Origin of the sequence: Micromonospora terminaliae (assembly GCF_009671205.1) — a bacterium.
GTDB classification, from domain to species: Bacteria; Actinomycetota; Actinomycetes; order Mycobacteriales; family Micromonosporaceae; genus Micromonospora; species Micromonospora terminaliae.
Map to the genome: position 1 here is coordinate 1,740,589 of NZ_CP045309.1, position 22,808 is coordinate 1,763,396.

At 70.5% G+C, this 22,808-nt stretch carries 19 protein-coding genes; 14 read left to right on the forward strand and 5 right to left on the reverse strand.

The annotated features are described in order from the left end of the window. Positions 1-8 precede the first annotated feature (8 nt). From GCE86_RS07885 to GCE86_RS07900, 4 genes are all read right to left on the reverse strand, one after another. Complete coding sequence (locus GCE86_RS07885; RefSeq protein ID WP_154226329.1) at positions 9-1,253, reverse strand: RNA polymerase sigma factor; 1,245 nt, start codon at positions 1,251-1,253, stop codon at positions 9-11. Positions 1,254-1,267: 14 nt separating this feature from the next. Next, positions 1,268-1,561: a YciI family protein gene (locus GCE86_RS07890; RefSeq protein ID WP_154230383.1), complete on the reverse strand. Its 294-nt coding sequence runs from the start codon at positions 1,559-1,561 to the stop codon at positions 1,268-1,270. An 80-nt stretch (positions 1,562-1,641) separates the two neighbouring features. Next, entirely contained in the window at positions 1,642-2,022 is a 381-nt protein-coding gene (locus GCE86_RS07895; RefSeq protein WP_154226330.1) for a YciI family protein, read from the reverse strand. A gap of 177 nt (positions 2,023-2,199) precedes the next feature. After that, positions 2,200-3,273: a carboxymuconolactone decarboxylase family protein gene (locus GCE86_RS07900; protein WP_204342859.1), complete on the reverse strand. Its 1,074-nt coding sequence runs from the start codon at positions 3,271-3,273 to the stop codon at positions 2,200-2,202. Positions 3,274-3,541: 268 nt separating this feature from the next. Between GCE86_RS07900 and GCE86_RS07905 the strand changes: the two genes are divergently transcribed. Then, positions 3,542-4,477 (forward strand): maleylpyruvate isomerase family mycothiol-dependent enzyme, encoded by a 936-nt coding sequence (locus GCE86_RS07905; RefSeq protein ID WP_204342858.1) that lies wholly within the window; start codon positions 3,542-3,544, stop codon positions 4,475-4,477. 61 nt (positions 4,478-4,538) lie between these two features. Here GCE86_RS07905 and GCE86_RS07910 read toward each other — a convergent pair whose 3' ends face one another. Then, on the reverse strand, positions 4,539-5,474 hold the full coding sequence (locus tag GCE86_RS07910) for a hypothetical protein (RefSeq protein WP_154226332.1): 936 nt from the start codon (positions 5,472-5,474) through the stop codon (positions 4,539-4,541). Positions 5,475-5,815: 341 nt separating this feature from the next. On the opposite strand from GCE86_RS07910, the gene GCE86_RS07915 reads away from it, so the two are divergent. From GCE86_RS07915 to GCE86_RS07975, 13 genes are all read left to right on the forward strand, one after another. After that, entirely contained in the window at positions 5,816-6,295 is a 480-nt protein-coding gene (locus GCE86_RS07915) for a hypothetical protein (protein ID WP_204342857.1), read from the forward strand. A 5-nt stretch (positions 6,296-6,300) separates the two neighbouring features. Beyond that, positions 6,301-6,846, forward strand: a complete 546-nt coding sequence (locus tag GCE86_RS07920; protein WP_154226334.1) for a copper resistance CopC family protein — start codon at positions 6,301-6,303, stop codon at positions 6,844-6,846. 256 nt (positions 6,847-7,102) lie between these two features. Next, a complete protein-coding gene (locus GCE86_RS07925; RefSeq protein WP_154226335.1) occupies positions 7,103-8,095 on the forward strand; it encodes a DUF1702 family protein in 993 nt (330 codons plus the stop codon). Beyond that, positions 8,092-13,842: a type I polyketide synthase gene (locus tag GCE86_RS07930; protein ID WP_154226336.1), complete on the forward strand. Its 5,751-nt coding sequence runs from the start codon at positions 8,092-8,094 to the stop codon at positions 13,840-13,842. Before GCE86_RS07925 ends, GCE86_RS07930 begins: the two co-directional genes overlap by 4 nt. A 3-nt stretch (positions 13,843-13,845) precedes the next feature. After that, entirely contained in the window at positions 13,846-14,268 is a 423-nt protein-coding gene (locus tag GCE86_RS07935) for an acyl-CoA thioesterase (protein WP_154226337.1), read from the forward strand. Between the two features lie 19 nt (positions 14,269-14,287). Then, entirely contained in the window at positions 14,288-14,848 is a 561-nt protein-coding gene (locus tag GCE86_RS07940) for a flavin reductase family protein (RefSeq protein WP_154226338.1), read from the forward strand. Between the two features lie 237 nt (positions 14,849-15,085). After that, positions 15,086-17,047, forward strand: coding sequence for a CRTAC1 family protein (locus GCE86_RS07945; RefSeq protein WP_154226339.1), 1,962 nt, complete (start codon positions 15,086-15,088; stop codon positions 17,045-17,047). After that, positions 17,044-18,090, forward strand: a complete 1,047-nt coding sequence (locus GCE86_RS07950) for an enediyne biosynthesis protein (RefSeq protein WP_239543050.1) — start codon at positions 17,044-17,046, stop codon at positions 18,088-18,090. The genes GCE86_RS07945 and GCE86_RS07950 overlap by 4 nt, the downstream gene beginning before the upstream one ends. 9 nt (positions 18,091-18,099) lie before the next feature. Continuing rightward, entirely contained in the window at positions 18,100-18,888 is a 789-nt protein-coding gene (locus tag GCE86_RS07955) for a 4'-phosphopantetheinyl transferase family protein (RefSeq protein WP_154226340.1), read from the forward strand. 427 nt (positions 18,889-19,315) lie between these two features. Beyond that, positions 19,316-19,672, forward strand: coding sequence for an SCP2 sterol-binding domain-containing protein (locus GCE86_RS07960; RefSeq protein ID WP_425280846.1), 357 nt, complete (start codon positions 19,316-19,318; stop codon positions 19,670-19,672). A gap of 46 nt (positions 19,673-19,718) precedes the next feature. Then, on the forward strand, positions 19,719-20,249 hold the full coding sequence (locus GCE86_RS07965) for a DUF5987 family protein (protein ID WP_154230385.1): 531 nt from the start codon (positions 19,719-19,721) through the stop codon (positions 20,247-20,249). Continuing rightward, entirely contained in the window at positions 20,246-21,919 is a 1,674-nt protein-coding gene (locus tag GCE86_RS07970; RefSeq protein ID WP_154226342.1) for a GMC family oxidoreductase N-terminal domain-containing protein, read from the forward strand. The genes GCE86_RS07965 and GCE86_RS07970 overlap by 4 nt, the downstream gene beginning before the upstream one ends. Before the next feature lie 20 nt (positions 21,920-21,939). Further along, complete coding sequence (locus GCE86_RS07975) at positions 21,940-22,737, forward strand: TIGR03084 family metal-binding protein (protein WP_154226343.1); 798 nt, start codon at positions 21,940-21,942, stop codon at positions 22,735-22,737. Positions 22,738-22,808: the final 71 nt, after the last annotated feature.

Genomic DNA, 22,808 nt, shown 5'->3' on the forward strand with positions numbered 1-22,808 from the left:
CGTACCGGTCAGCCGACGAGCTGGTCGCGGCGCCGCGCGAGGTAGGCCCGCTCCGCCGGGTTGCCGGCGAGATCGATGGCCCGGTCGTACGCCGTCCGCGACTCGCCGCCGCGCCCGGCTCGCCGCAGCAGGTCGGCGCGCGCGGCGTGAAAGGCGTGGTAGCCGTCGAGGACCTCGGCGAGCCGGTCGACCTCGGCGAGCCCGACCCCGGGGCCGTCGACCTCGGCGACCGCGACCGCCCGGTTGAGCCGCACGATCGGCGACGGGTCGAGCAGCAGCAGGCGGCCGTAGAGGGCGACGATCGTGGACCAGTCGGTGTCCCGGGCCGACGGGGCGTCCGTGTGGACCCGGTTGATCGCGGCCAGCAGTTGGTAGCGCCCGGGTGGGTCACCCCCTGCCGCCACCGCCTCGAGCCGCTCGCGAACCAGGGCTCTGCCCTCGGCGAGGAGGGCGGGCTCCCATGCGTGGCGGTCCTGCTCGGCGAGGGTCACCAGCTCCCCCGTGCGGGACACCCGCGCCGGCCGCCGGGCGTCGGTGAGGAGCATCAGGGCGAGCAGGCCGGCCACCTCGCCGTCATCCGGGAGGAGAGTTCGGAGCAGGCGGCCGAGGCGGATCGCCTCGGCGGAGAGCTCGACGCGTACCGGCTCGGCCCCCTCGCTCGCGAGGTAGCCCTCGTTGAAGATGAGATAGACGACCGCGAGCACGCCTGCGAGCCGTTCGCGGATGTCCTCGTCCGAGGGCACCCGGTAGGGGATGTGCGCAGCCTTGATCTTCGCCTTGGCGCGGGTGATCCGCCGCGCCATCGTCGTCTCCTGCACGAGGAAGGCGCGGGCGATCTCGGCCACGGTGAGGCCGCCGAGCTGCCGCAGGGTGAGCGCCACCCGGGCCTCCATCGCCAGCGCGGGGTGGCAGCAGGTGAAGACCAGCCGCAGCCGGTCGTCCTCCACCGGGCCGGTCGGCTCAGGAGGGCTGTCGTCGTAGACCATCCGGGCCTCCTGATGCTTGGCGTCGCGCTGCGACTCGCGACGGAGCCGGTCGATCGCCTTGCGGGTCGCGGTGGTGGCCAGCCAACCGCCGGGATTGGGCGGTACGCCGTCGCGCGGCCACCGCTCCGCAGCCGTCACGAACGCCTCGGCGGCCGCTTCCTCGGCGACGTCGAGGTCGCCGAAACGGCACGCGAGGCCGGCGACCACCTGCGCCCACTCTTCGCGGTGGACGCGGGTGATCGCCTCCTCGACGTTCGGACCAGTCACAGCTCCCGTAGCGCTCAGACGGATCCCCCGGATCGAAAGGGGCGCACCTCGACCGTGCCGTGGCACGCTCTCGACCCCTCCGCGGCAAGGGCCAGGGCCACGTCGAGGTCGGCCGCCTCGATGACCCAGAAGCCGTCCAGGTGCTCCTTCGTCTCCAGGTAGGGCCCGTCGGTGAAGACCGGCTTCCCGCCTCGCCCGTCAACGGTGGTGGCGGTCGTCGGGGCCTCCAGGCCGTCGGCGAAGACGAGGTGCCCGTCCGTCCTGAGCCTTTCGTTGAAGGCGCCGGTGTCGGCGAACGCCCGCAGCATGGCCTCCTGGCTGGGGTGGGCGCCGAACTCGGCGCGCTCGGCCGGCCCGTAGACGGACAGCAGGTACCTGGGCACCGCGCTCAGTTCTTCCCGGAGCCGCTACGCCGGACCTGGCTGGGGCCCGGGAACCGGTGCACCTCCTGCGGCCATTCGAGCGCGGTCGCGAGCCTGCCGGCCCAGTAGCGCGCCGCTTCCTCGTCGGGCACGTCCACGACGACGAGGCCGCCGAGGTGCTCCTTGGTCTCGACGTACGGGCCGTCGCTGAAGGCGAGCTTGCCGTCAACCGCTTCGACACTGCACACCACGTCGGACGGGTCGAGCCCGCCGTTGGTGAAGACCAGGACATCCTTGTCCTGCATCTCCTCGATCACGGCCCGGACGGCCGTGCCCTTCGCGCCCATCTCTTCCGCCGTGTGGACGGGCACCCATTCATCGTTGAAGCTGATCAGGTACTCGGTCATGGTCGTCTCCTCTCGATCCTGGGACGAGGGTCTACCCGACTCGTCGTGTCCGGCGGCGCTGATGGCCGCCGCACACTAGTTCCACGAACGGCAGCGCCGTAATACGACACCATGCGGGAATCTTCTTTTCAAGCAGGCAACCCTGGAGTGGCGACCGAGGGGGAGGAGGGCTGGACGTCACACGGCGCGGTGACCGCCGGGGTGGTCTCCGAGCTCCTGACCTGCCGCGATGTGACGGGCCGCAGTCATGCTCGCCCACGACGTGATCTCGATCAGCGCCGCGTCGTCCGCGCCGGTCGTCCGTACGCCGGCGATGACCGCATCGGTGACCCGGAATGACGCGACGGCGGCGAGCAGGGCGAGGCGGGTAGCCGGGCGGTCACGGGCCGGCAACGTGTCGAGCCGCTCCTGGAGCCACGGCGCCGAGCCGGCATGGGGACCGGGCTCCCGCAGGGCGGCCCGGACGAGGCCGCGTGCCTCCTCCGTGAGCCGCCGCTCGCCGCCCTCGTCGATGGCCCCGGCGGCGCGGGCCAGGGCGTTGGCGACGGCGGGGCGACCCGCCGCCCAGCTCAGGTCGCCGGGCACGGGCGCGGCGGGGAGGAGGTCGTCGGTGTCGAGCCCGGGTAGGGGCGTGGCGGACGCCAACCGCCGCATCACCCGGGCGGCTCCGCGCCGCACCATGTCCCGCGCGAGACCCTGGACCGGCGGCAGGGGCGACTCCTGCAGGAAGACGTTGACCATGCGGTTGATGTAGTGGAAGGTCAGGACCGTGCCGATCAGTTCCGGCGCCTGAGCCGGGGCGAAGGGGGCCGGGCCGGGAGCGTCGGCGGAGGCGACCGCCCAGCCGGCGAGCGCGCGCAGCCGCTGGTCGGTCACCTTCTCGATGCGGCCCGCGGCGATCGCCTCAGGATCCTTACCGCGCACCAGCCCTCGGAGCGTCGTGCCGTGCACCTCGGCGCAGTACGGGCAGTTGTTCGCGAGCGAGACCGCCGCCGCCACCGCCTCCTTCTCCGCCCGGGGGACCAAGCCGGGGACCACCATCACCTCACGCAGGATCGACCAGCTGGCCGCCAGCACGGCCGGCGCGGGGGAGTGCAGGGCGAGGGGAGGGGCGAGCATCCCGAACTCCGCCTCGATCCGCCGGTACACGGTGCCCACGAGACCGGTGGCCGCGGCGAACGGCACCGGACGCACGTACCGGAAATGCGAGCGGCCGGCGCGTCGCGTCGCGCGTGCGAACAGTGTGGTCATGCCGATCCCGTCTGTGCATCAGCCGGTGGGAGGTCGCTGCCGGTGGGAAGCACCGCCGCCACACCGGCTCGTCCGGCGCAGCGGCGGCGCTGCTTCAGGCCATCGCCGCGGGATCCCCGCCGGCGACGGTGCCGACCGTGAGTGCCGGTACCCACCCTCGCTTCCCGGCCTCGGCGTCGAACTCGGTCATGCGGCGAGCCTCGCATCGCCCGCGGAGGCGATCACCTCGTGGGTTGCCGGACGGAACGGATCTCCGCCAGGAGTCCGGGTGGTCGCGTTCCACGGATGCCGAAACGGAGCACAGTGGAGGGTCGGCTACCGCCCGATCCGGTGTGAGAGTGGTGCCGTGACGAAGAACGCCCGCGACCGCTGGCCCGATGCACGAGCCGCCGTGCACCACGCCACCCAACGGTTCACCGCACTGATCAGGTCATGCCCGGCGCCGACACGCGCCATGGCCACCAGGGCATGGACCGTGTCGGACACCACCGCGCACGTGTTGTCCATCGCGTCGCTCTACGTCTCGCTGGTCGACGCCCAGGCCGACCCGCCGCCGGTGCCCGGGCTCGACGCTGCGCTGGCACGAACGACGGTGGACACGGTGTCGTCGCTCAACGTGCTCGTGCTCCGCCATCTGACCGAGCGTGACGCCGAGGTGTTGTGCCGGGACCTGTCCGACGCGGTGGACCACCTGCTCCGGGCCACGGCGCACGCCGATCCGGGCCGCGTGGTCCGCTGGCTCGGAGGAGCGTCGGTCACGATCGCGGGTCTCCTGGCCCATCTGACGAACGAGCTCCTCATCCACGGCTGGGACATCGCCCGGGCGACGGGCCGGCCGTGGCCCATGCCGGAAGCCGATGCCGCGTTGTTCTTCGACCTCTTCTTCCTCGACATGGTGCGCCACGACCACGGTGTCCTCATCGACACCGGCGTGCGCCAGCCCGCGCGTCACATCGCGGTGGCGTTCCAGTCGGCGTACACCGCACCGACGACGACCGTCCTGGCCGACGGCCGCTTGACCGTTGCTCCGCCCGGCACCGCGGCGGACGTCCGCATCACCTATCGTCCGGCGCGTTTCAACCTCATGCTGTTCGGGCGCATCGGAATGCTCTCGGCCGCGTTGCGTCGCGACGTGGTCATCGGTGGTCCCCGGCCGTGGCTGCTGCCCGGATTCCTCCGGGTCGTGCACATGCCGAACGCATAGTCCGCTCCGCTGGATGGCCGGCGGGCGGTGACCTGATTCCCGCCGGCTCCGGGTCCCCTTTTCAGCGGTTGTACGGCATCGTGGGGAACCATCCGTGTCCGAACATCGCGGGCAGCCGGACGTCCCAGTAGACGAAGGTGAAGACGCCCAGGGCGATCAGCAGCGCCCCCGTCACCGCGACGGTACGGCCCGGGTTGCTCGACAGCCAGCCGATGACGCGCCCCCGGCTGAGCACCACGATTAGGCTGAACAGGGCCGCCACGATGACGATGTTGCCGAGGGACTGAAGGATGAAGGCCCCGGCGCCGTACAGCGGGTTGCCGCTGTCGACGGCCCAGTGGAACAGCTTGTTGAACAACGGGTACGGCCTCCCGATGAGGAAGGCGCCGACGAGCGCGCCGAGGGTGACCACGCGGGCGACCGGGCGCCGGGCGAACGGATCGGGCAGCAGGCCGAGTGCGGCGAGCCCGAGATAGACGAAAGCCAGCCCCACCAGGCCGAAGACCACCATCGACTGCCAGAGGCGTACGGGGATGCCGCCGGATGTCGCGGTCGACAGCTGAGCCAGCCGGTCGCCGATGAGCACTCCGACGAACCCGTAGAGCCCGGAGACCGTCACCATGCCGAGGGTCAGCCACCCGACCGGCTTCAGCATGCTGCGCAGGCCGCTGCGGGCGGAGGAGCCGGCACTGGCCTGACTCATCGGGCCGATGGACGCCGCCATCGCGATGTTGCACGCGGTGAACGTGCCGGCTAGGCCGGAGACGAAAGCGAAGGCCAGGCCGGCCACGGTGCCGCCGATGGCAGTGGCCTTGGCGTCGCGGCCGAGCAGGGTGTTGGCGACGTTGTCGCCGATGACGTGGTCGACCAGTTCGAACGACCAGAGGATGGCCAGCAGCACGCCGGCCACCATGCTGCCGACGATGATCCGGCCCCGGTGAACGGGCCTGCTGCTCGGCGGCGTGGTGATTATCTGTCTGCGGTCGTAGAGAGTCATGCGTGTCATTGTCGGGGCGGATCCGACCGCCTGGTTGTCCCGGATTGCTCTTGCTGTTTACCGCACGGCAACCCGTGAGAAACGCGCGCCGTCGCGCGTGTGCAAGGTGGTGTACGACGGCCCGGATTGACTCATAGCGGACAATGCATTTGTGTTATCCCCCGGCCCGTTGCAGCAATGTACGAGATGGGCCGGGGCCGATACGATCCCATCGTTGATTCGGCACCGCCGGGTGCCGTCACAATGGTGCGGAGGGGCTAGTGGCCACGATCGCGAGAAACAACCAGCGCTCTCTCAGCTGGATCAACGGCGCCGGACATCGACTTGTTCTCGGGCTGTTCATGTTCATTGTGCTCGCCCATTGGGCCGAGCACCTGGTGCAGGCCGCGCAGATCTGGATCCTTCACCAGCCACGACCGCAGGCGCGGGGCGTTCTCGGCCAGTTCTACCCGTGGCTGGTCTCGTCCGAGATCCTGCACTACGGATACGCGATCGTCATGCTGATCGGCCTCTTCGCGCTGCGCAACGGGTTCGCCGGCCGCGCCAGGACGTGGTGGACCGTGGCGCTGGTCATCCAGTTCTGGCATCACATCGAGCACCTGCTGCTGCTGATCCAGGCCCAGACTCACCACTTTCTGTTCGGCGCCACGGTGCCGACCAGCATCCTGCAGTACTTCTACCCCCGGGTGGAGCTGCACCTGTTCTACAACACCGTCGTCTTCATCCCGATGGTGGTCGCCATGTACTTCCACCTGCGTCCCAAGGACGCCGAGCGAGAGCTGACCGCCTGCACGTGTGCCCGCGAACTGGTCAGGGTCTGACGGCCATGACCCGATCCACCCGGTGGGGACGGCTCGTCGCGGCGGCCGGAGCGCTCGTCGTCGTCGCGATCGGCGTGCTGATGTTCGCCGGGAGCGGGGACGTCGCCCTCGGGCCGGTCTACCCGGCCGACGGCGCGGCCCTGCGCGAGCCGCCCCACCAGGTGTCGCTCACCTTCGACGCCCCGGTGCGGCCTGAACAGATCCACATCGGGGTCTCTGACGGTCGGGGGAGGCTGGTGCCGTCCGGTGCGCCGGCGGTGGAGGGCACGGCGATCAAGACGCCGGTGACGATCCAGGCCGACGGCGACTACGTTCTGGCCTATCACGTTGTCCTGGCCGGCGGCCGCACCTTCACCGGCACCAACCGTTTCCGGGTGTCCTCGTCGCTCGCGTCCGCGGCGGCACCCGCCGACGCGGCGCAGCCGGCCGCCGGCGGGCACGATCACTTCGGTAGCGACCCGCTCAGCGTCGGCCTCACCGTCGTCGCCGCGGGATCTGTCATCGCTCTGTTGGTCATGCTCATCCACCGGCCTCAGCCCCGCCGGTCCTAGGGCGTGTGTCGAGTTCCCCCAGTTGGCCGCAGCGGCCCCGATGACGGCCGGTCGCCTGGCGAAATCGGCCCGGACGCAACGCCGCATCCGGGCCAATTCGCTTTCCGGGCTGGAGTCTGAATCCATCTGACGGGTTCGACGAGCCGTGGGCAACACCAAAGAAGACACGTCACCGACGCCTTGCCAGGCTCAGGGAGATGGCGAGGCGGCACAGCGCTTCCCAATGTCGGACGAGCGGCCCAGGAGTAGCCCACCGATGAATGCTCTTCGAGTGATTCGCCGCAAGATAATGACACCCAACCGATCCGCCACAAGGATGGATGTCCGCGGATTCCACGTCAAGAGCCCCGAGGCGCGCGCGCTGCTGGAAACCGTCGGTGGCGCCTTCCTTGACGGCTTTGGAATCGCCGCCGAGGCCCGGACACCAGCTGCGGCCAAGATGCCGTTGGCGGCCGTACCCACCCGCTTCCGCGGTTTCGCCCACGAGGGCGCCGCCATGGCCTTCGCCATCCGCGACGGCCTGCGCCCCGGTGGACGCAACGTCGCACGCTTCCTGGCCGGCGCCGGTGCCGACCACATCTACATGGCGTACGTCGGTGTCGGATGGGCCATGGCGCGACTGCCCCGGATCCGGTGGTCGACGCTGCACTCACCCGATCCGCTGCTGCGGTGGCTGGTGCTCGACGGCTACGGGTTCCACCAGGCCTACTTCCGCACCGAGCGCTACGTCTACGACCTGTACGAGGACAGCTCGCTTCCGTGGCGTGACGTGACCGCGCCGGAATACGCGTCACGCGCCATCGACCAGGGCATCGGCCGGGCGCTGTGGTTCATCGGCGGCACCGACGTCGAAGTCGTGGCCGGCCTGGTCGAACGCTATCCGCGCCCTCGGTGGGCCGACCTATACAGCGGGATCGGGCTCGCCGCCACCTATGCCGGCGGCGCCACGAAGGCCGAGCTGACCGCGCTGTGGGATCACGCAAAGGACTACCGGCCGCAGCTGGCCCAGGGCGCCGCCTTCGCAGCCGGCGCCCGTGCCAAGGCCAACCTGGTCTGCCCACACAACGAGGTCGCCACCCGGATCTTCTGCGGCCAGCCGGTGGCGCTGGCGCAGAAGGTCACCGACGAGGCGATGGTGGACCTTCCGAGTGACGGCCCGGTACCGGCGTTCGAGGTCTGGCGCCAACGGATTTCCGAGGCCTTTGTTCGTTCCGGACACTACGCACTAACTGCCACGGAGCAAAAATGACCCGGATCGCTATTGTCGGCATGGCCTGCCGTTACCCCGATGCCAACAGCCCACGCGAGTTGTGGGAGAACGCGGTCGCCGGTCGGCGCGCGTTCCGGCAACTGCCGTCGGAGCGGATGAATCTCGACGACTACTGGTCACCAGACCCGGCCGCGCCCGACCGGTTCTACGCCCGCATGGCCGCGGTCATCGAGGGCTACGAGTTCGACCGGCTGGCCTTCAAGGTCGCGGGCAGCACGTACCGGTCGACCGACCTCACCCACTGGCTCGCTCTGGACGTCGCGGCGCAGGCGCTCGCTGACGCCGGTTTCCCCGGCGGCGTGGGCCTGCCCCGGCAGCGCACGGCCGCCATCGTCGGCAACAGCCTCACCGGCGAGTTCTCGCGGGCCAGTCAGATGCGGCTGCGATGGCCGTTCGTCCGGCGCACGGTCGCCGCCGCGCTGCAGCGGGAGGGCTGGGACGACGACCGGCTCGGCGCGTTCCTCGCGAAGCTGGAGGGGGTCTACAAGGCCCCCTTCGCCGAGGTGGACGAGGACACCCTCGCCGGCGGCCTGTCGAACACGATCGCCGGCCGCATCTGCAACCACTTCGACCTCAACGGCGGCGGCTTCACCGTCGACGGCGCCTGCTCCTCGTCCCTGCTGGCGGTGGCGACCGCCTGCAACAACCTGGTCGACGGCGTGATCGACGTGGCGGTGGCCGGCGGGGTCGACCTGTCGATCGACCCGTTCGAATTGATCGGTTTCGCCAAGACCGGGGCGTTGGCCCGCACCGAGATGAAGGTCTACGACCGCGGCGCGAACGGGTTCTGGCCCGGTGAGGGCTGCGGCATGGTCGTTCTGATGCGCGAGGAGGACGCCCTGCGCAGCAGCCAGCGGGTGATCGCCACCGTGGCCGGCTGGGGCATGTCCTCCGACGGCAAGGGTGGCATGACCCGGCCCGAGTTCAGCGGCTACCAACTGGCGATGCAGCGGGCCTACGAGCGCGCCGGCTTCGGGGTGGAGACGGTGAGCCTGTTCGAGGGCCACGGCACCGGCACCGCGGTCGGCGACGCGACCGAGCTGCGGGCGTTGTCGGAGGCACGGCGGGCCGCTGGGGCCACCGGGACGGCCGTGGTCGGCTCGGTCAAGGCGATGATCGGCCACACCAAGGCCGCCGCCGGCGTGGCCGGTCTGATCAAGGCGGCGATGGCCGTGCACCACCAGGTCCTGCCGCCCGCCCTGGGCTGCAGTGAACCCCACGACCTGCTGACCGCCCCGGACGCGACGCTGCGGGTGCTGCGTCAGGCCGAGCCGTGGCCCGCCACCGGCCCGGTCCGCGCCGGTGTGACCGCCATGGGTTTCGGTGGCATCAACACCCACGTCGTGCTGGAGAACACCAGGCGGCGCAACGGATTCGATGTCCGGACCCGGGCCATCGCCACGGCCATCCAGGACCACGAACTGCTGCTGGTCGACGCGGCTTCGTCCGCCGAACTGTCGGATCGGCTGCGGGAACTGGTCGACTTCGTGCCGACGATCTCGTACGCCCAGCTCGGCGACCTGGCCGCGAGTCTGCACCAGCGGCTGCGTGACCTGCCCTACCGTGCGGCCGTCGTGGCCAGCTCGCCCGGGGACGCCGCAGACCGGCTGCGGACCCTGCTGGAGAAGGTCGAGTCCGGCGAGACGACCAGCTTCAGCGCGGACGGACGGAGCCTGCTCGGGCACTTCGCCAAGCGCGGTCAGATCGGCTTCCTGTTCCCGGGCCAGGGATCCGGTCAGGGAACCAGCGGCGGCGCGATGCGGCGCCGTTTCACCGAAGCGGACGCGGTGTACGCCAAGGCCGCGCTGCCCACCGGCGGCGACACCGTGGCGACCGAGGTCGCCCAGCCGCGGATCGTCACCGGGTCGGTCGCCGGGCTGCGGGTCCTGGCCTCGCTCGGAGTGCACGCCACGGTGGCGGTCGGCCACAGCCTCGGCGAGCTCTCGGCCCTGCACTGGGCCGGGGCCATGGACGAGGACGCGCTGCTGCGCCTCGCCGCCCAGCGGGGTCAGGCCATGAGTGAGCACGGCGCGACCGGCACGATGGCCCGGATCGGCGCTCCGGCGGTGGAGGTCGACCAGATCATCGCCGGTTCGGACGTCGTCATCGCCGCCTACAACAGCCCGCAGCAGACTGTCATCGCCGGGCGGGTCGAGGCCGTCGAGGCGGCCTGTGTCCGGGCCCGGGAGGCCGGATACGACGCCGGCCGGCTGGCGGTGTCGCACGCGTTCCACTCGCCGTTGGTCGCAAAGGCGGCCGAAGTGTTCGGTGCGGCGCTCGACGACCAAGCCTGGGCGCCGCTGACGGGCCGGGTGATGTCGTCCGTGACCGGTGAGCTGCTGCCGGCCGACGCGGACCTCACCGGTCTGCTGCGCAACCAGATCACCGACCCGGTGCTGTTCCAGCAGGCGATCGCCCTGGTGGGCAAGGAGGTCGACCTGTTGATCGAGGTCGGTCCCGGCCGGGTGCTCACGGGTCTGGCCGGGGCGGCCGATCTGCGGGTGGTGGCCCTGGACACCGATGACGAGTCGCTGACCGGCGTGCTGCGGGCGGTCGGGGCGGCGTTCGTGGTCGGCGCTGCCGAGGTCGACTCGAGCCTGTTCCATGGCCGGCTGCTCAAGCCGCTGGAGGTCGGGACCCGGCAGTCGTTCTTCGCCAATCCGTGCGAGGCCGCCCCGGCACTCGACATCGATGTTCCGGCCCAGCCGGCCGGACCGGCGCCGTCGATCCAGGCGCCGGCGGATCCGCCCGCGATCGTCGCCGACGATGCCGGGGCCTCGAGCCTTGAGCTGCTGCGGCGGCTGGCCGCAGACCGGGCTGAGCTGCCACTGGATCTGGTGCGTCCGGACAGCCGGTTGCTCGACGACCTGCACCTGAGCTCCATCACCGTCGGTCAGATCGTCAACCAGGTCGCGACCCAGCTCGGGATTCCGGCCGGGCAGACACCGCCGAACTTCGCCACGTCGACCGTCCGGGAACTTGCCGACGCTTACGAGGCGCTGGCTCGCAACGCGGGGACGGTCGAGGCGGCCGCACCGGTGGCGCCCACCGGCGCGGCGTCCTGGGTCCGACCGTGGTCGGTCGACCTGGACGTCACGCCGATTCCGCCTCGGGCCGCCAGGGACACCGACGGTGAGTGGCAGGTCTTCGCCTCGCCCGGTCACCCGTACGCCCAGGACCTGAGCGCCGCCCTGGCCAGGGCCGGGGTGGGCGCGGGCGTGCTGGTCTGCCTGCCGCCGGACTGTACCGAGCAGGACCTCGAACTGGCCCTGCGCGGGGCCAAGGTGGTCCTGGCCGGACCGTCGAACCGGCGGTTCGTCCTGGTCCAGCACGGCCGGGGTGCGGCGGGGCTGGCCAAGACGCTGCATCTGGAGTCGCCGCAGACCCGGGTCACCGTGGTCCATCTCCCCGACGCCGATCAGGCGGTGGCGCGGGTGACGGCGGAGACCGCCGTGACGGAGTCCTTCACCGAGGTGTTCTACGACGCGGACGGCACTCGCCGGACCCCGACGCTCCGGGTGCTGCCCTTCGAGCCGGCCCGGACCGTCCCGGCCCTCGCGGCGCGGGACGTGCTGCTGGTCACCGGCGGTGGCAAGGGCATCACGGCCGAGTGCGCCCTGGCCATGGCACAGGACAGCGGGGCCAAGCTCGCACTGCTGGGCCGATCCGACCCGGCTCAGGACGCCGAACTGTCGGCCAATCTCCAGCGGATGGCGCAGGCCGGCATCACCGTCGAGTACGCCCGGGCCGATGTCACCGCCGCCGAGTCGGTCAGCCGTGCGGTGGCCGCGCTGACCGCGACGCTCGGCCCGGTCACCGCGGTGCTGCACGGCGCGGGTCGCAACGAACCGGCGTCGCTGGTCACCCTGGAGACGGAAGCCATCGCCCGTACGCTCGCGCCGAAGACCGGCGGGCTGCGCGCCGTGCTGGCCGCCGTAGACCCGCAACAGGTGCGGCTGCTGGTCACCCTGGGCAGCATCATCGGCCGCGCCGGGCTGCCCGGCGAGGCCCACTACGCCACTGCGAACGAATGGCTGGACGACGCCACCTCCGAGTTCGGCCGGCGGAACCCGCACTGTCGCACGATCTGCCTCGAGTGGTCCGTGTGGTCGGGCGTCGGCATGGGCGAACGGCTGGACGTGGTCGAGAAGCTGGACCGCGACGGGGTGAGCGCCATCCCGCCGGAGCAGGGGATCGCCGTGCTTCGTCGACTGCTGGCTGACCCGGACAGCCCGAACACCGTGGTGATCAGCGGCCGGACCCATGGCATCGACACGATGCGCTACGACGAGCCGGAGCTGCCCCTGCTGCGCTTCGTCGACCGCCCACTGGTGCGCTACCACGGGGTCGAGCTCATCTGCGAGGTCGAGCTGAGCGCGGGAACCGACCTCTACCTGGCCGATCACCTGCTCGATGGCAACCAGCTCTTCCCGGCGGTCTTCGGCATGGAGGCCATGGCGCAGGTCGGGGCGGCGGTCACCGGTGCGGCCAACGCTCCGGTCGTCGACAACGCCGAGTTCCTCCGGCCGATCGTCGTGCCGCCGCACGGCAGCACCCGGATCCGGATCGCGGCCGTGGTCACCGGCCCGGACACGGTCGAGGTCGCGCTGCGCAGCGAGGAGACCGGGTTCAACGCCGACCACTTCCGGGCCCGGCTGTGCTTCGCGCCGACGCGTCCGGCGGCTGGAGCACCCGAACAGGTCGAGCCCGGCCTGCCCGCGGTGCCGCTCGACCCGATGACGGACCTCTACGGCCCGGTCCTGTTCCAGGGCCGCCGGTTCCAGCGCCTGCGGACGTACCACCTGGCCGCGGCACGCGACGTGGACGCCAGCGTGGCGGCCGACGCCTCGACCGACTGGTTCGCCAGCTACCTACCGTCCACGCTGCTGCTCGGCGACCCGGGCGTGCGGGACGCCATGATGCATGGCAACCAGGTCTGCGTGCCGGACGCGACGTTGCTGCCGCAGGGGATCGAGCGGATTGTGCCGGCCGGCGCGGCCATGTTCGACGCCGACTCGCTCCGGTTCCGTGCCATCGAACGCTCGCGAGACGGGGACACCTACGTGTACGACATCGCGTTGCGCGATGCGACCGGCACCGTCGTCGAACGCTGGGAAGGCCTGCGGCTGCGTGCCGTACGCAAGCAGGACGGTTCGGGACCCTGGCATCCGGTCCTGCTCGGCTGCTACCTCGAACGGGCGATGCAGGACGTGCTGGGATCCGCGGTCACGGTCGCCGTCGAACCGGCGCCGGCGGGACCGGACCAGTCGACCACCACGATCGCGATCGGCCGGGCCCTGGGTGCGCCGACCAGGGTCCGCTACACCAAGGACGGCCAACCCCGGGTCGCCGGAGGGCGGAACGTGTCGGCCAGTTCGGCGGCCGGTCTCGCCCTGTGCGTCGCGGCCGCGGACTCGATCGGCTGTGCGGTCGTTCCGGTGGCGCGCCGGACGGCGCAGGAGTGGGCCGATCGACTCGGGTCGCACGGGGAGCTGGCACGGCTGGTTGCCCGGGCCGCCGGGGACTCGCTCGACGACGCGGCGACGCGGGTCCAGGCCGCCCTGGAATGCCTGTCCGACGCCCGCGAGTGGCGCCTGGTCACGACCGAACCGGTCGGTTGGGTCGTGCTCGGGTGCGGTGACCGGAGGGTCGCCACCTTGGTCACCCGGGTGTCCGGCGCGCAGAACAAAGTCGCCGTGGCCATTCTCGACGGAGGGCGTGAATAGGCAGTGGAGAAATACTACGAGTACCGCCACACCGTGGGGTTCGAGGAAACCAACATGGTCGGCAACGTCTACTACGTCAACTATCTGCGGTGGCAGGGCCGGTGTCGGGAGATGTTCCTCAAGGACCGGGCACCATCGGTCCTCGAAGATCTCCGGCAGGACCTGAAGCTGTTCACCCTCAAGGTCGACTGCGAATTCTTCGCCGAGCTCGCTGCCTTCGACGAGCTGAGCATCCGCATGCGATTGACCGAGCTGGCACAGACCCAGGTGCAGTTCGGCTTCGACTACGTGCGGCTGGACGGGAGCGGGGAGACGCTCGTCGCCCGCGGCAGTCAACGGGTCGCCTGCATGCGGGGACCCAACACCCGGACGACTCCGGCTCGCGTGCCGGAGGCGTTGGCCAAGGCTCTGCAGCCCTATGCCTAGACGGCCCCCGGAGGCGAATATGGAAAGGCTTCAGCCGGCTCAGGATGTGATCCACGAGAAGGGGGCACTGCGCCGGGTGTTCGGCGCCTTCGCCACCGGCGTCACCGTGGTGACCGTGGGTGGCGAGATCGCGCACGGTATGACCGCCAACTCCTTCACCGCGGTCTCCCTCGACCCGCCGCTTGTCCTGGTCTGCGTCGGGCGGGACGCTCTCATGCACGACGTCCTGGAGCAGGATCCGGCATTCGCGGTGTCGATCCTGGCCGCTGATCAGACCGAGCTGGCGCGGTACTTCGCCGACAAGCGACGGCCGGTCGGCCGGGATCAGTTCAACGCGGTGTCGTGGTCCCCGGGGCCGTACAGCGCCGCTCCCCTCATCGACGGCGCGCTGGCCCATCTCGAATGTGAACTCGAGCAACGGCACGAGGCGGGCGACCACACGATCTACGTCGGTCGGGTGCGATCACTGTGGCGTCGACCCGGCGACGACGCACTGCTGTTCCTCAACGGCCAGTTCCTGCGCACCGACCCGTCGCCGAAGCCGGTGCCGGCCCAGCCGGGAGCAACGGGCACCGCGTAGGACGGACCTCTTCGTCGGAGCGTCCCGCCCTGTTCGCAAAAACTTTGTCGCCTACGGACCGCGCGGACCCGGTTCGGCCATTCCGGTGGCCTGCCGGGCCGCCGGCGTTTTTTCCCCGAACCGTTGAGCACCGCGCGAGAAGACGCGCTGCCGCCCACAATTCACGCTTTCCCCGGCAGGATCTGCTGCCGCCGTCCGGCGTCCGGTGACGCCTTCCCGTCGAGATGAGAGGATCCAATGCGATCGAGCCCAGTCGCGGTGGTCCGCAGACTCGCCCCAGCACTATTCGTCCTCGTCCTGGCCACCACCTTGTTCGTGGTGGCTCAGCGACCCGCGATCTCCGCAGCCGACGAGGCCGCACTGGCGTCGCGGTTCCGGTTCACGGAAATGCCGATCGCGCTGCCGGAAAACCTCCCGCAGAAGTCGGTGCGGGTGGTCAACCCGAGGTATGAGCACATCCGGTCGTGGATCTCGTCAGTCGGCGCCGCCATCTCCGTCAACGACCTGGACGGTCGCGGTGTGGCCAACGACCTGTGCCTCGTCGACACGCGATCCGACGCGGCCATCGTCACCCCGGCCCCGGCCGGCGGCGACAACTACCAGCCATTCGTGCTGAACCCGGCACCCCTGCCGATGAGCGACGTCATCGCGCCGATGGGCTGCGTGCCGGGTGACTACAACGGTGACGGCTGGAACGACCTCCTCGTGTACTACTGGGGGCGTACCCCCGTGGTGTTCCTGCACCGCGGCCAGCAGGGCCCGCTGACCCTGGCCAGCTACCAGCCCACCGAACTGATCGCGCCGTCCACCGGGCCCGGCGGTACGTACCAGGGCAAGCAGTGGAACACCAACGCCGTGGCAGTCGCCGACTTCGACGGCGACGGGCATCCCGACCTCGGGGTGTTCAACTACTTCCCGGAAAGCGGCGTGCTGGATCCCCACGGGCAGCCCAACGTCCAGATGAACCATTCCATGTCCCGGGCCACCAACGCGGGTGGCGCGCACATCCTGCGCTGGACCGGGGCGACCGCCACGTCGGTCTCCTTCGAGGAGGAGCCGGCCATCAACCCGCGCTTCGCCACCGGCTGGACCCTGGGTGCCAGTTCGGCGGACCTGGATGGCGACCTGTTGCCCGAGCTCTACCTGGCCAACGACTTCGGCCAGGACCGGATGTTCCACAACCGGTCCACCCCGGGCGACATCAAGTTCGAACTGGTGGAGGGCGAGCGGGACGCGCTCACGCCCAAGTCCCTCGTCGTCGGACACGACTCGTTCAAGGGCATGTCCATCGAGTTCGGTGACCTGAACGGCAATGGCCAGTTCGACGCCTTCGTCAGCAACATCACCACCCCGTGGGGTCTGGAGGAGAGCAACCTCGTGTGGATCAACACCGAGGGCAGCGCGGCGGGGGCCAAAGCGAAGCTGGAGAAGGGCATCGCGCCGTTCCGCAACGAGGCCGGCGACCTCGACATGGCCTGGACCGGCTGGGGCTGGGACGCCAAGATGGCCGATTTCACCAACAGCGGCCACCTGGCCGTCGTGCAGGCCTGCGGATTCGTCAAGGGCACCATCAACAGGTTCAACTGGCTGCAGGAACTGGCCATGAGCAACGACGTGCTGCTGGAGAACCCGGACATGTGGCCCAAGGCCGAGCCGGGCGACGACATCGCCGGGCACGAACCCATGGCCTTCTGGGTACCCGACGGCAACGGCCGTTACGTGAACCTCAGCGCCAAGCTCGGCCTGGACGTACCGATCCCGACCCGCGGTGTGGCGGTTGCCGACACCGACGGCGACGGCGGGCAGGAGTTCGCCATCGCCCGTCAGTGGGGCGCGCCGGCCTTCTACCGCAACACCAGCCCGGAGCGGGGTGCCTTCCTGGGTCTGCGCCTGCACCGGCCCGCGTCGGCCGGCGCGGCGGGCGGACCGGTCGGTACCCCCGCCTACGGCGCCAAGGTCCTGGTGACCACGGCCGACGGTCACCGGCAGGTCGCCCAGCTCGACGGTGGTGGCGGCCACTCCGGCAAGCGGAGCTTCGACGTGTTCTTCGGCCTGGGTGACCAGGGCTCGCAGCCGGTGTCGGCCGAGATCAGCTGGCGGGACCTTCAAGGGACCGCTCATGTGCAGACGGTTGACCTGGCTGCCGGCTGGCACGACCTGATGCTGACCGACCAGGTCAAGGAGGTAGCAGCGAAATGACGGCGACGGACAGCGTCTCGACTGGTGACGGGCGTGCCCAGAATCACCTTTCCAGCACCATCACCCTCCCGCCGCCGGCCAGGGACGTGCCGGTGCCGCCGGCGCTGAAGGCCGCGGCGGACCGACGAGCCGCCCGGCCACCGCGCGTGGACAGCCGGGACCCGCGTTACCTGGCGCTGCGCAACTTCGCCATCTCGATGAGCATCTTCAACATCCTGGGCTACACGGTTCTCGGGTTCGAGCAGCCCTGGGCCTGGCCCTTCTTCGCCCTGGCCATCGGCCTGGGCCTGGAGATCGTGATCGCGCTGATCGCGGCTTGGGCGACCCGGAGCAGGCCTGCCTTCACCGGACACGGAGCGTGGGGGTTGTTCACCTTCCTCCTACCGGCCTACATCACCACGCTCGCGTGCAACATGCTGCTGTACGCGAACGACCGGTTCTGGCCGATCGCCCTCGCCGTGGTGATCGGTGTGGGCCAGAAGGCGGTGCTCGTCGCGCCGATCAAGGGTCGCTGGCGGCACTTCATGAACCCGTCCAACTTCGGGATCACCATGACCCTCGTGCTGTTCTCCTGGGTCAACATCGCTCCGCCGTACCACTTCACCGAACACGTGCCGGACGTGTTCCGGATCATGATCCCAATCATCCTGCTGACCGCCGGTACGGTGCTGAACGCCGTACTGACCAAGAAGGTGCCGCTGATCCTGGGCTGGGTCGGTACGTTCGTCATCCAGGCCCTGGTGCGGCACTGGGTCTGGGACGTCTCCCTGTGGGCCGCGCTGGTGCCGATGACCGGTGTGGCGTTCCTGCTCTACACCAACTACATGGTGACCGACCCCGGTACCACGCCGAGCAAGCCGCTCCACCAGTTCATGTTCGGCATGAGCGTGGGTCTGGTGTACGGCGTGCTCATGCAGTTCAACATCGTGTACACCCTGTTCTTCGCGACGACCCTCGTCTGCCTGGGCCGGGGCGCGATGTGGTGGCTGAAGTGGTTGCGGGAACGCCGGCGGCCGGCGGTCGCCGCGGCGCCCGCGAGCTGACGGTTGATCATGGGTGTCTCGGGCGTCGACACCGGCGCGGCGGTGGAAGCGACGGACTGCCGGGTGTGGTGCGTCGATCCGACAGATGCCCCCGACTGGTGCGAGGAACTGCTCAGCGAGCCGGAACGGGCCCGGGCCGAGTCGTTCCACACCGTCGTGGCGCGACGACAGTTCGCGGCGGCCACCGCGTTGCTCAAGGTCGCGGTGGCCGGGTGGAGCGGTGGTGATCCCTTCGATGTCGAGCTCCGGCGGGAGTGCCCGGACTGCCGACGGCTGCACGGGCGCCCCGAGGTCGCGGGAGGCGGGCCGCACGTCTCGCTGTCGCACTCCGGCGACCTCGTGGCGGTCGCGCTGTGCGCGCACGGACCCGTCGGGGTGGACGTGGAGCAGGTGAACCCGGACGTCGACGTGGACGGCATGCTGGAATTCGTGTTCGGCGAGTCCGAGCGCCGGGTCTTCAGCGAGATTCCCGACCGGCGGGCCCGGCGCCGGGCGTTCTTCCAGTGCTGGACCCGCAAGGAGTCAGTGCTGAAGGCGACCGGTGACGGGCTGCGGATCCCGATGTCGAACGTGACCCTGGAGGCACCGGACGGACAGGTGCGGCTGACCGGCTTCACCAACCATCCGGAGCTGGTCGGCACGGCACAGATCGTCGATCTGCGAGCCGGACCGGGATACGCCGGGGCGGTCACGGTGTTGTCAGACCGGCCAGTACGGGTCTGGGAGCTGGCCGGGGCGGACGCGTTCGCCGCCGCGGCCGAGCTCGTCCGCGACCGGTCACGCATCGCGGTGCGATAGGGCGACATTGCCTGTGAACCGAGAGACGAGTGCCGGACGCCCAGGCGTCCGGCACTCGCGTTCGTTGCGACGGAACCCGGGCCGTGACCGCCGGCCGCGCAGCGACTGGTCGCCGGTCGGGTGTCGGGGTGCGCGGGCGAACGGCACGGTGGGAGAGGGCCGATCGAGGCCGGCGGTGCCATGGTCAAGGGCAACCGCCTCGGCCCACCGACGCCGATGACAAACGGTGGAGTCCGTGGCGCGCATCGATCTGGGAGCCGATGCCGCGATGACGCAGCCGGATCGTCGCGACCAGCTACGGCGTGCCTGAACCCGTTACCTGACAGGAGATCGACGGATGAGCCCAGTCGACACCAGCCCCCTTCACGACCGGCTCGCGTTTGCCCGACAGGTCAAGGCCGCCTCCAACGGCGAGCTGCTGGCCCTGATGACGTCACCGCGCCGTGCGTCGATCGTGCACGACATCGTCGAGGACCTGCCGGCGGTCTTCCGGGCCGACCGGGCCGGCGACCTCGACGCGGTGGTGCACTGGAAGGTGACCGGGCGGCCCGACGGCGGCACCGACACGCTGGAGCTGGTCATCACGCGGGGAACGCTGACGGCGTCGCTGGAGCCGACCCGCGCGGCCCGTCTGACCCTGACCCTCGGGCCGGTCGACTTCCTGAGGATGGTCACCGGCAACGCCAATCCCAAGATCCTGTTCCTGCGGGGCCGCATGAAGGCCCGCGGCGACCTCGGCCTCACCACCCGATTTCCCAGCCTGTTCGACACGCCCCGGCCGTAAAGGAAGGTACGTGGAAGACTTCGATGGCCTGACCGCCGACCAGGTGATGACCCTGGAGGCGTACGCCGACACCATCATTCCCGGTGAGAAGCGTGATCCGACCGACCGGGCGGTCGCCGGCGCGGTGAGCGGCGGAGGCGCGGTCGCCTCCGGCGCCGTGGAGCTGATGCTCTCACCCGAGGGTGGCCTGGCCGGCACCCTGGACAGCCTGGCGGAGGGGCTCAACGAGCACGCGCGTGACTACGGCGCCCGGCTCGGCCTCGACCTCGATCCCGCCGTGCCGCCATTCGTGGCGCTGGCCTTCACCGACCGGATCACCCTCGCCCAGGAGCTGCTGGCACCCGGTCACCCCGAGCAGGAGCTGTGGGTCGCGCTGGCCATGTTCACCACCATGGCCTGGGACACCGGCGCCCACATGAGTACGACCGACGCCCTGGCGTCGGGCCATCCGGGCCTGACCACGATGGGGTTCATGCCGCCCGAGCCGGACGGCTCGTGGCGCTTTCCCAGGTTTTCCTATGGCCGTGCCCTCGCCGCGACCCATCCGCGGACGACCCCGAGAGGAGATCCGCAGTGACAGCCCACGAACGGACCGATGTCCTGGTCATCGGCAGCGGCTTCGGCGGAGCGATTCCCGCATACCACCTGGCGGCCGGCGGCGCCTCGGTCGTCGTCCTCGAACGGGGCCCGTGGCTGAGCGCCGACGAGTTCGACCATGACTTCAAGTTCGGGTCCTCGTCGACCCGGGCCTTCGAGTTCACCATGGGCGAGGGGATGAACGTCCTGGGCGGCAACTGCGTCGGCGGCGGCAGCGTCGTCTACTTCGCGGCCATGCCCCGCGCCCCGCGATTCGTGTTCGAGCGCCAGGGCAGCCTCGGCCGGCGGATGTGGCCGAAGTCCATCACACGGGAGGCGCTGGATCCCTGGTACGACCGGGTCGCCCAGGCCCTGCCCATCACTCAGAGCACCTGGGACGACGTCACGTACTCCGGCGGCGTCTTCGCCGCCGCCTGCGACCACGCCGGCCGCACGGCCAACCCGGTCGCGGCCGCGATCGACACCGATCTGTGCACCAACTGCAACTGGATGATGTCCGGCTGCAAGTTCGACGCGAAGCGGTCGTTGCTGCTCAACTACCTCCCGGCGGCGGTCGACCACGGCGCGCAGATCCGGCCGCTGCACGAGGTGCAGCGCATCGAGCGGTCCTCCGAGGGCGCCTACCTGGTCCACTACACCGTCGTCGACCCGGTCGACTACCGGGTGCAGGTCGACGTCGGCGTCATCGAGGCGAAGATCGTGGTGGTCGCGGCCGGCGCGGCAGCGACGCCGGTGATCCTGCAACGGTCCGAGGAGACCCTCGGGGCGATGCCGCCCGCGGTCGGGCGCTACTTCTCCGGCAACGGTGAACGGCTCAACACGGCCATCCTCAACGAGGACCGGGTCCGCGACGTTCTGGGCCTGGACCGGGGCGACGGCCTGGCCTACGCGGCCAACCAGATCGGCCGGGGACCGTCAGCCGCCAGCTGGGACCGGCTCGACGGTTCGCTGCCCGAGTTCAGCCGCTACTCCCTGGAGCAGCTGTACTTCCCGCCGGGGTTCGGCACGATCCTCGCGCAGGCGCCCGACGCCGACGGACCGAGCTGGTTCGGACCCGACAAGAAGGAGATCCTGCGGCGCTGGCAGTCGTGGCTGACCATCTTCATCATGTCCGAGGACGACAACGAAGGCGTCTTCGGTCCTCCTCCGGAGACCGGCAACGCCGATCGCATCTCCATGCAGATGCTCAGCCGGGGCAACTTGCGGTACGAACCGACCGCCAACACGCGGCACGGCTGGGCCCTGGCCGACGCGGACATCCGCGACATCATGGAGCGCGACGGCCTGTCCCGGGTGCTGCCCTGGACCAACGAGGTCATCGGGGCGTACACCGTGCATCCGCTGGCATCGTGCCGGATGGGCGACGACCCCGAGACCTCCGCCCTCGACGACACCAACGAGCTGCGGGACCACCCGGGGATCTTCGTGACCGACGGCTCGGCCGTGCCGGGGGCGTTGACGGTCAACCCGGCGTTCACCATTGCCGCGATCGCCGAGCGCGCCGTGCCGAACATCGTCCGGGCCGCCCAGGCCCGTGGCGTCGACGTGCGGTATCGCGGGTCGCTGCCGCCACCGGCGCGGATCAGTCGCAAGGCACCGGTCCCGTTGACCGGCCGTGACGGCCAGCCCGTGACAGTCCCCTCGGTATAGGCGAATCATCAGGAGGAAACGTGTCGAATCAGACGAGCGTCTACGACGACCTGATCGCTGACGGCGACGACATCGAGGCGTTGGTGACCGGGTTGAGCCCGGCTCAGTGGTCCACCGCCACCCCGGCCCCGGGCTGGACCGTCAAGCACCAGATCGCGCACCTGGCATTCGTGTCCCACCTGGCCGCCCTGTCGGCCACCGAGCCGGACGCCTTCGCCGAGCATGTGGCCGACGCCAAGCGTGACTTCCAGGCGGCGGTCGACAAGGCCCTGGCCGCGTACCTGGAGCTGCCCACCGGTGCGCTGGTGGACAGGTGGCGGCAGGAGCGCAACACCGCGGCCAAGGCGCTGGCTGCCGTCGAGCCGACAGCCACCGTTCCCTGGCTGGTCACCCCGTTGCCGCCGTCGGTGCTGGCCGCGGCCGGCATGATGGAGTTGTTCGGCCACGGTCAGGACATCGCCGACGCGCTCGGGCGCACGCGCGAGCTGACCGACCGGATCGGCCACCTGGCCTGGTTCGGCTTCCGTACCCGCGACTTCGGCTACCACGCGCACGGGCTGACCCCGCCGACCGAGGAGTTCCGGGTCGAGCTGACCGGTCCTTCCGGCGTGGTCTGGGAGTTCGGGCCGGCCGACGCGACCCAGCGGGTGACCGGACCCGCCGTGGACTTCGCTCTGCTGGTCAGCCGCCGCCGACACCGCGACGACCTGTCCCTGACCGCGCAGGGCGAGGAAGCCGACCGCTGGCTCGACATCGCTCAGGCCTACCGCGGGCCGGCCGGCGCCGGTCGCCGCCCCGGCCAGTTCGCCAAGCGGTAATCACCCCGGAGTCCGCCTCCGCGAGCGTCCGTGAGGACCTCGCGGAGGCGGACTTCTCTGTGCGCACGGCG

Excerpts from the sequence above, each read along its gene's own strand:
- GCE86_RS07920 (WP_154226334.1), top strand. The coding sequence starts at position 6,301 with ATGACCCGATCCACCCGGTGGGGACGGCTCGTCGCGGCGGCCGGAGCG.
- GCE86_RS07930 (WP_154226336.1), top strand. The coding sequence starts at position 8,092 with ATGACCCGGATCGCTATTGTCGGCATGGCCTGCCGTTACCCCGATGCC.
- GCE86_RS07925 (WP_154226335.1), top strand. The coding sequence starts at position 7,103 with ATGAATGCTCTTCGAGTGATTCGCCGCAAGATAATGACACCCAACCGA.
- GCE86_RS07910 (WP_154226332.1), bottom strand. The coding sequence starts at position 5,474 with ATGACTCTCTACGACCGCAGACAGATAATCACCACGCCGCCGAGCAGC.
- GCE86_RS07915 (WP_204342857.1), top strand. The coding sequence starts at position 5,816 with ATGTTCATTGTGCTCGCCCATTGGGCCGAGCACCTGGTGCAGGCCGCG.
- GCE86_RS07895 (WP_154226330.1), bottom strand. The coding sequence starts at position 2,022 with ATGACCGAGTACCTGATCAGCTTCAACGATGAATGGGTGCCCGTCCAC.
- GCE86_RS07955 (WP_154226340.1), top strand. The coding sequence starts at position 18,100 with ATGGGTGTCTCGGGCGTCGACACCGGCGCGGCGGTGGAAGCGACGGAC.
- GCE86_RS07890 (WP_154230383.1), bottom strand. The coding sequence starts at position 1,561 with ATGCTGCGGGCGTTCGCCGACACCGGCGCCTTCAACGAAAGGCTCAGG.
- GCE86_RS07965 (WP_154230385.1), top strand. The coding sequence starts at position 19,719 with ATGACCCTGGAGGCGTACGCCGACACCATCATTCCCGGTGAGAAGCGT.
- GCE86_RS07960 (WP_425280846.1), top strand. The coding sequence starts at position 19,316 with ATGACGTCACCGCGCCGTGCGTCGATCGTGCACGACATCGTCGAGGAC.
- GCE86_RS07945 (WP_154226339.1), top strand. The coding sequence starts at position 15,086 with ATGCGATCGAGCCCAGTCGCGGTGGTCCGCAGACTCGCCCCAGCACTA.
- GCE86_RS07940 (WP_154226338.1), top strand. The coding sequence starts at position 14,288 with ATGGAAAGGCTTCAGCCGGCTCAGGATGTGATCCACGAGAAGGGGGCA.
- GCE86_RS07900 (WP_204342859.1), bottom strand. The coding sequence starts at position 3,273 with ATGACCACACTGTTCGCACGCGCGACGCGACGCGCCGGCCGCTCGCAT.
- GCE86_RS07950 (WP_239543050.1), top strand. The coding sequence starts at position 17,044 with ATGACGGCGACGGACAGCGTCTCGACTGGTGACGGGCGTGCCCAGAAT.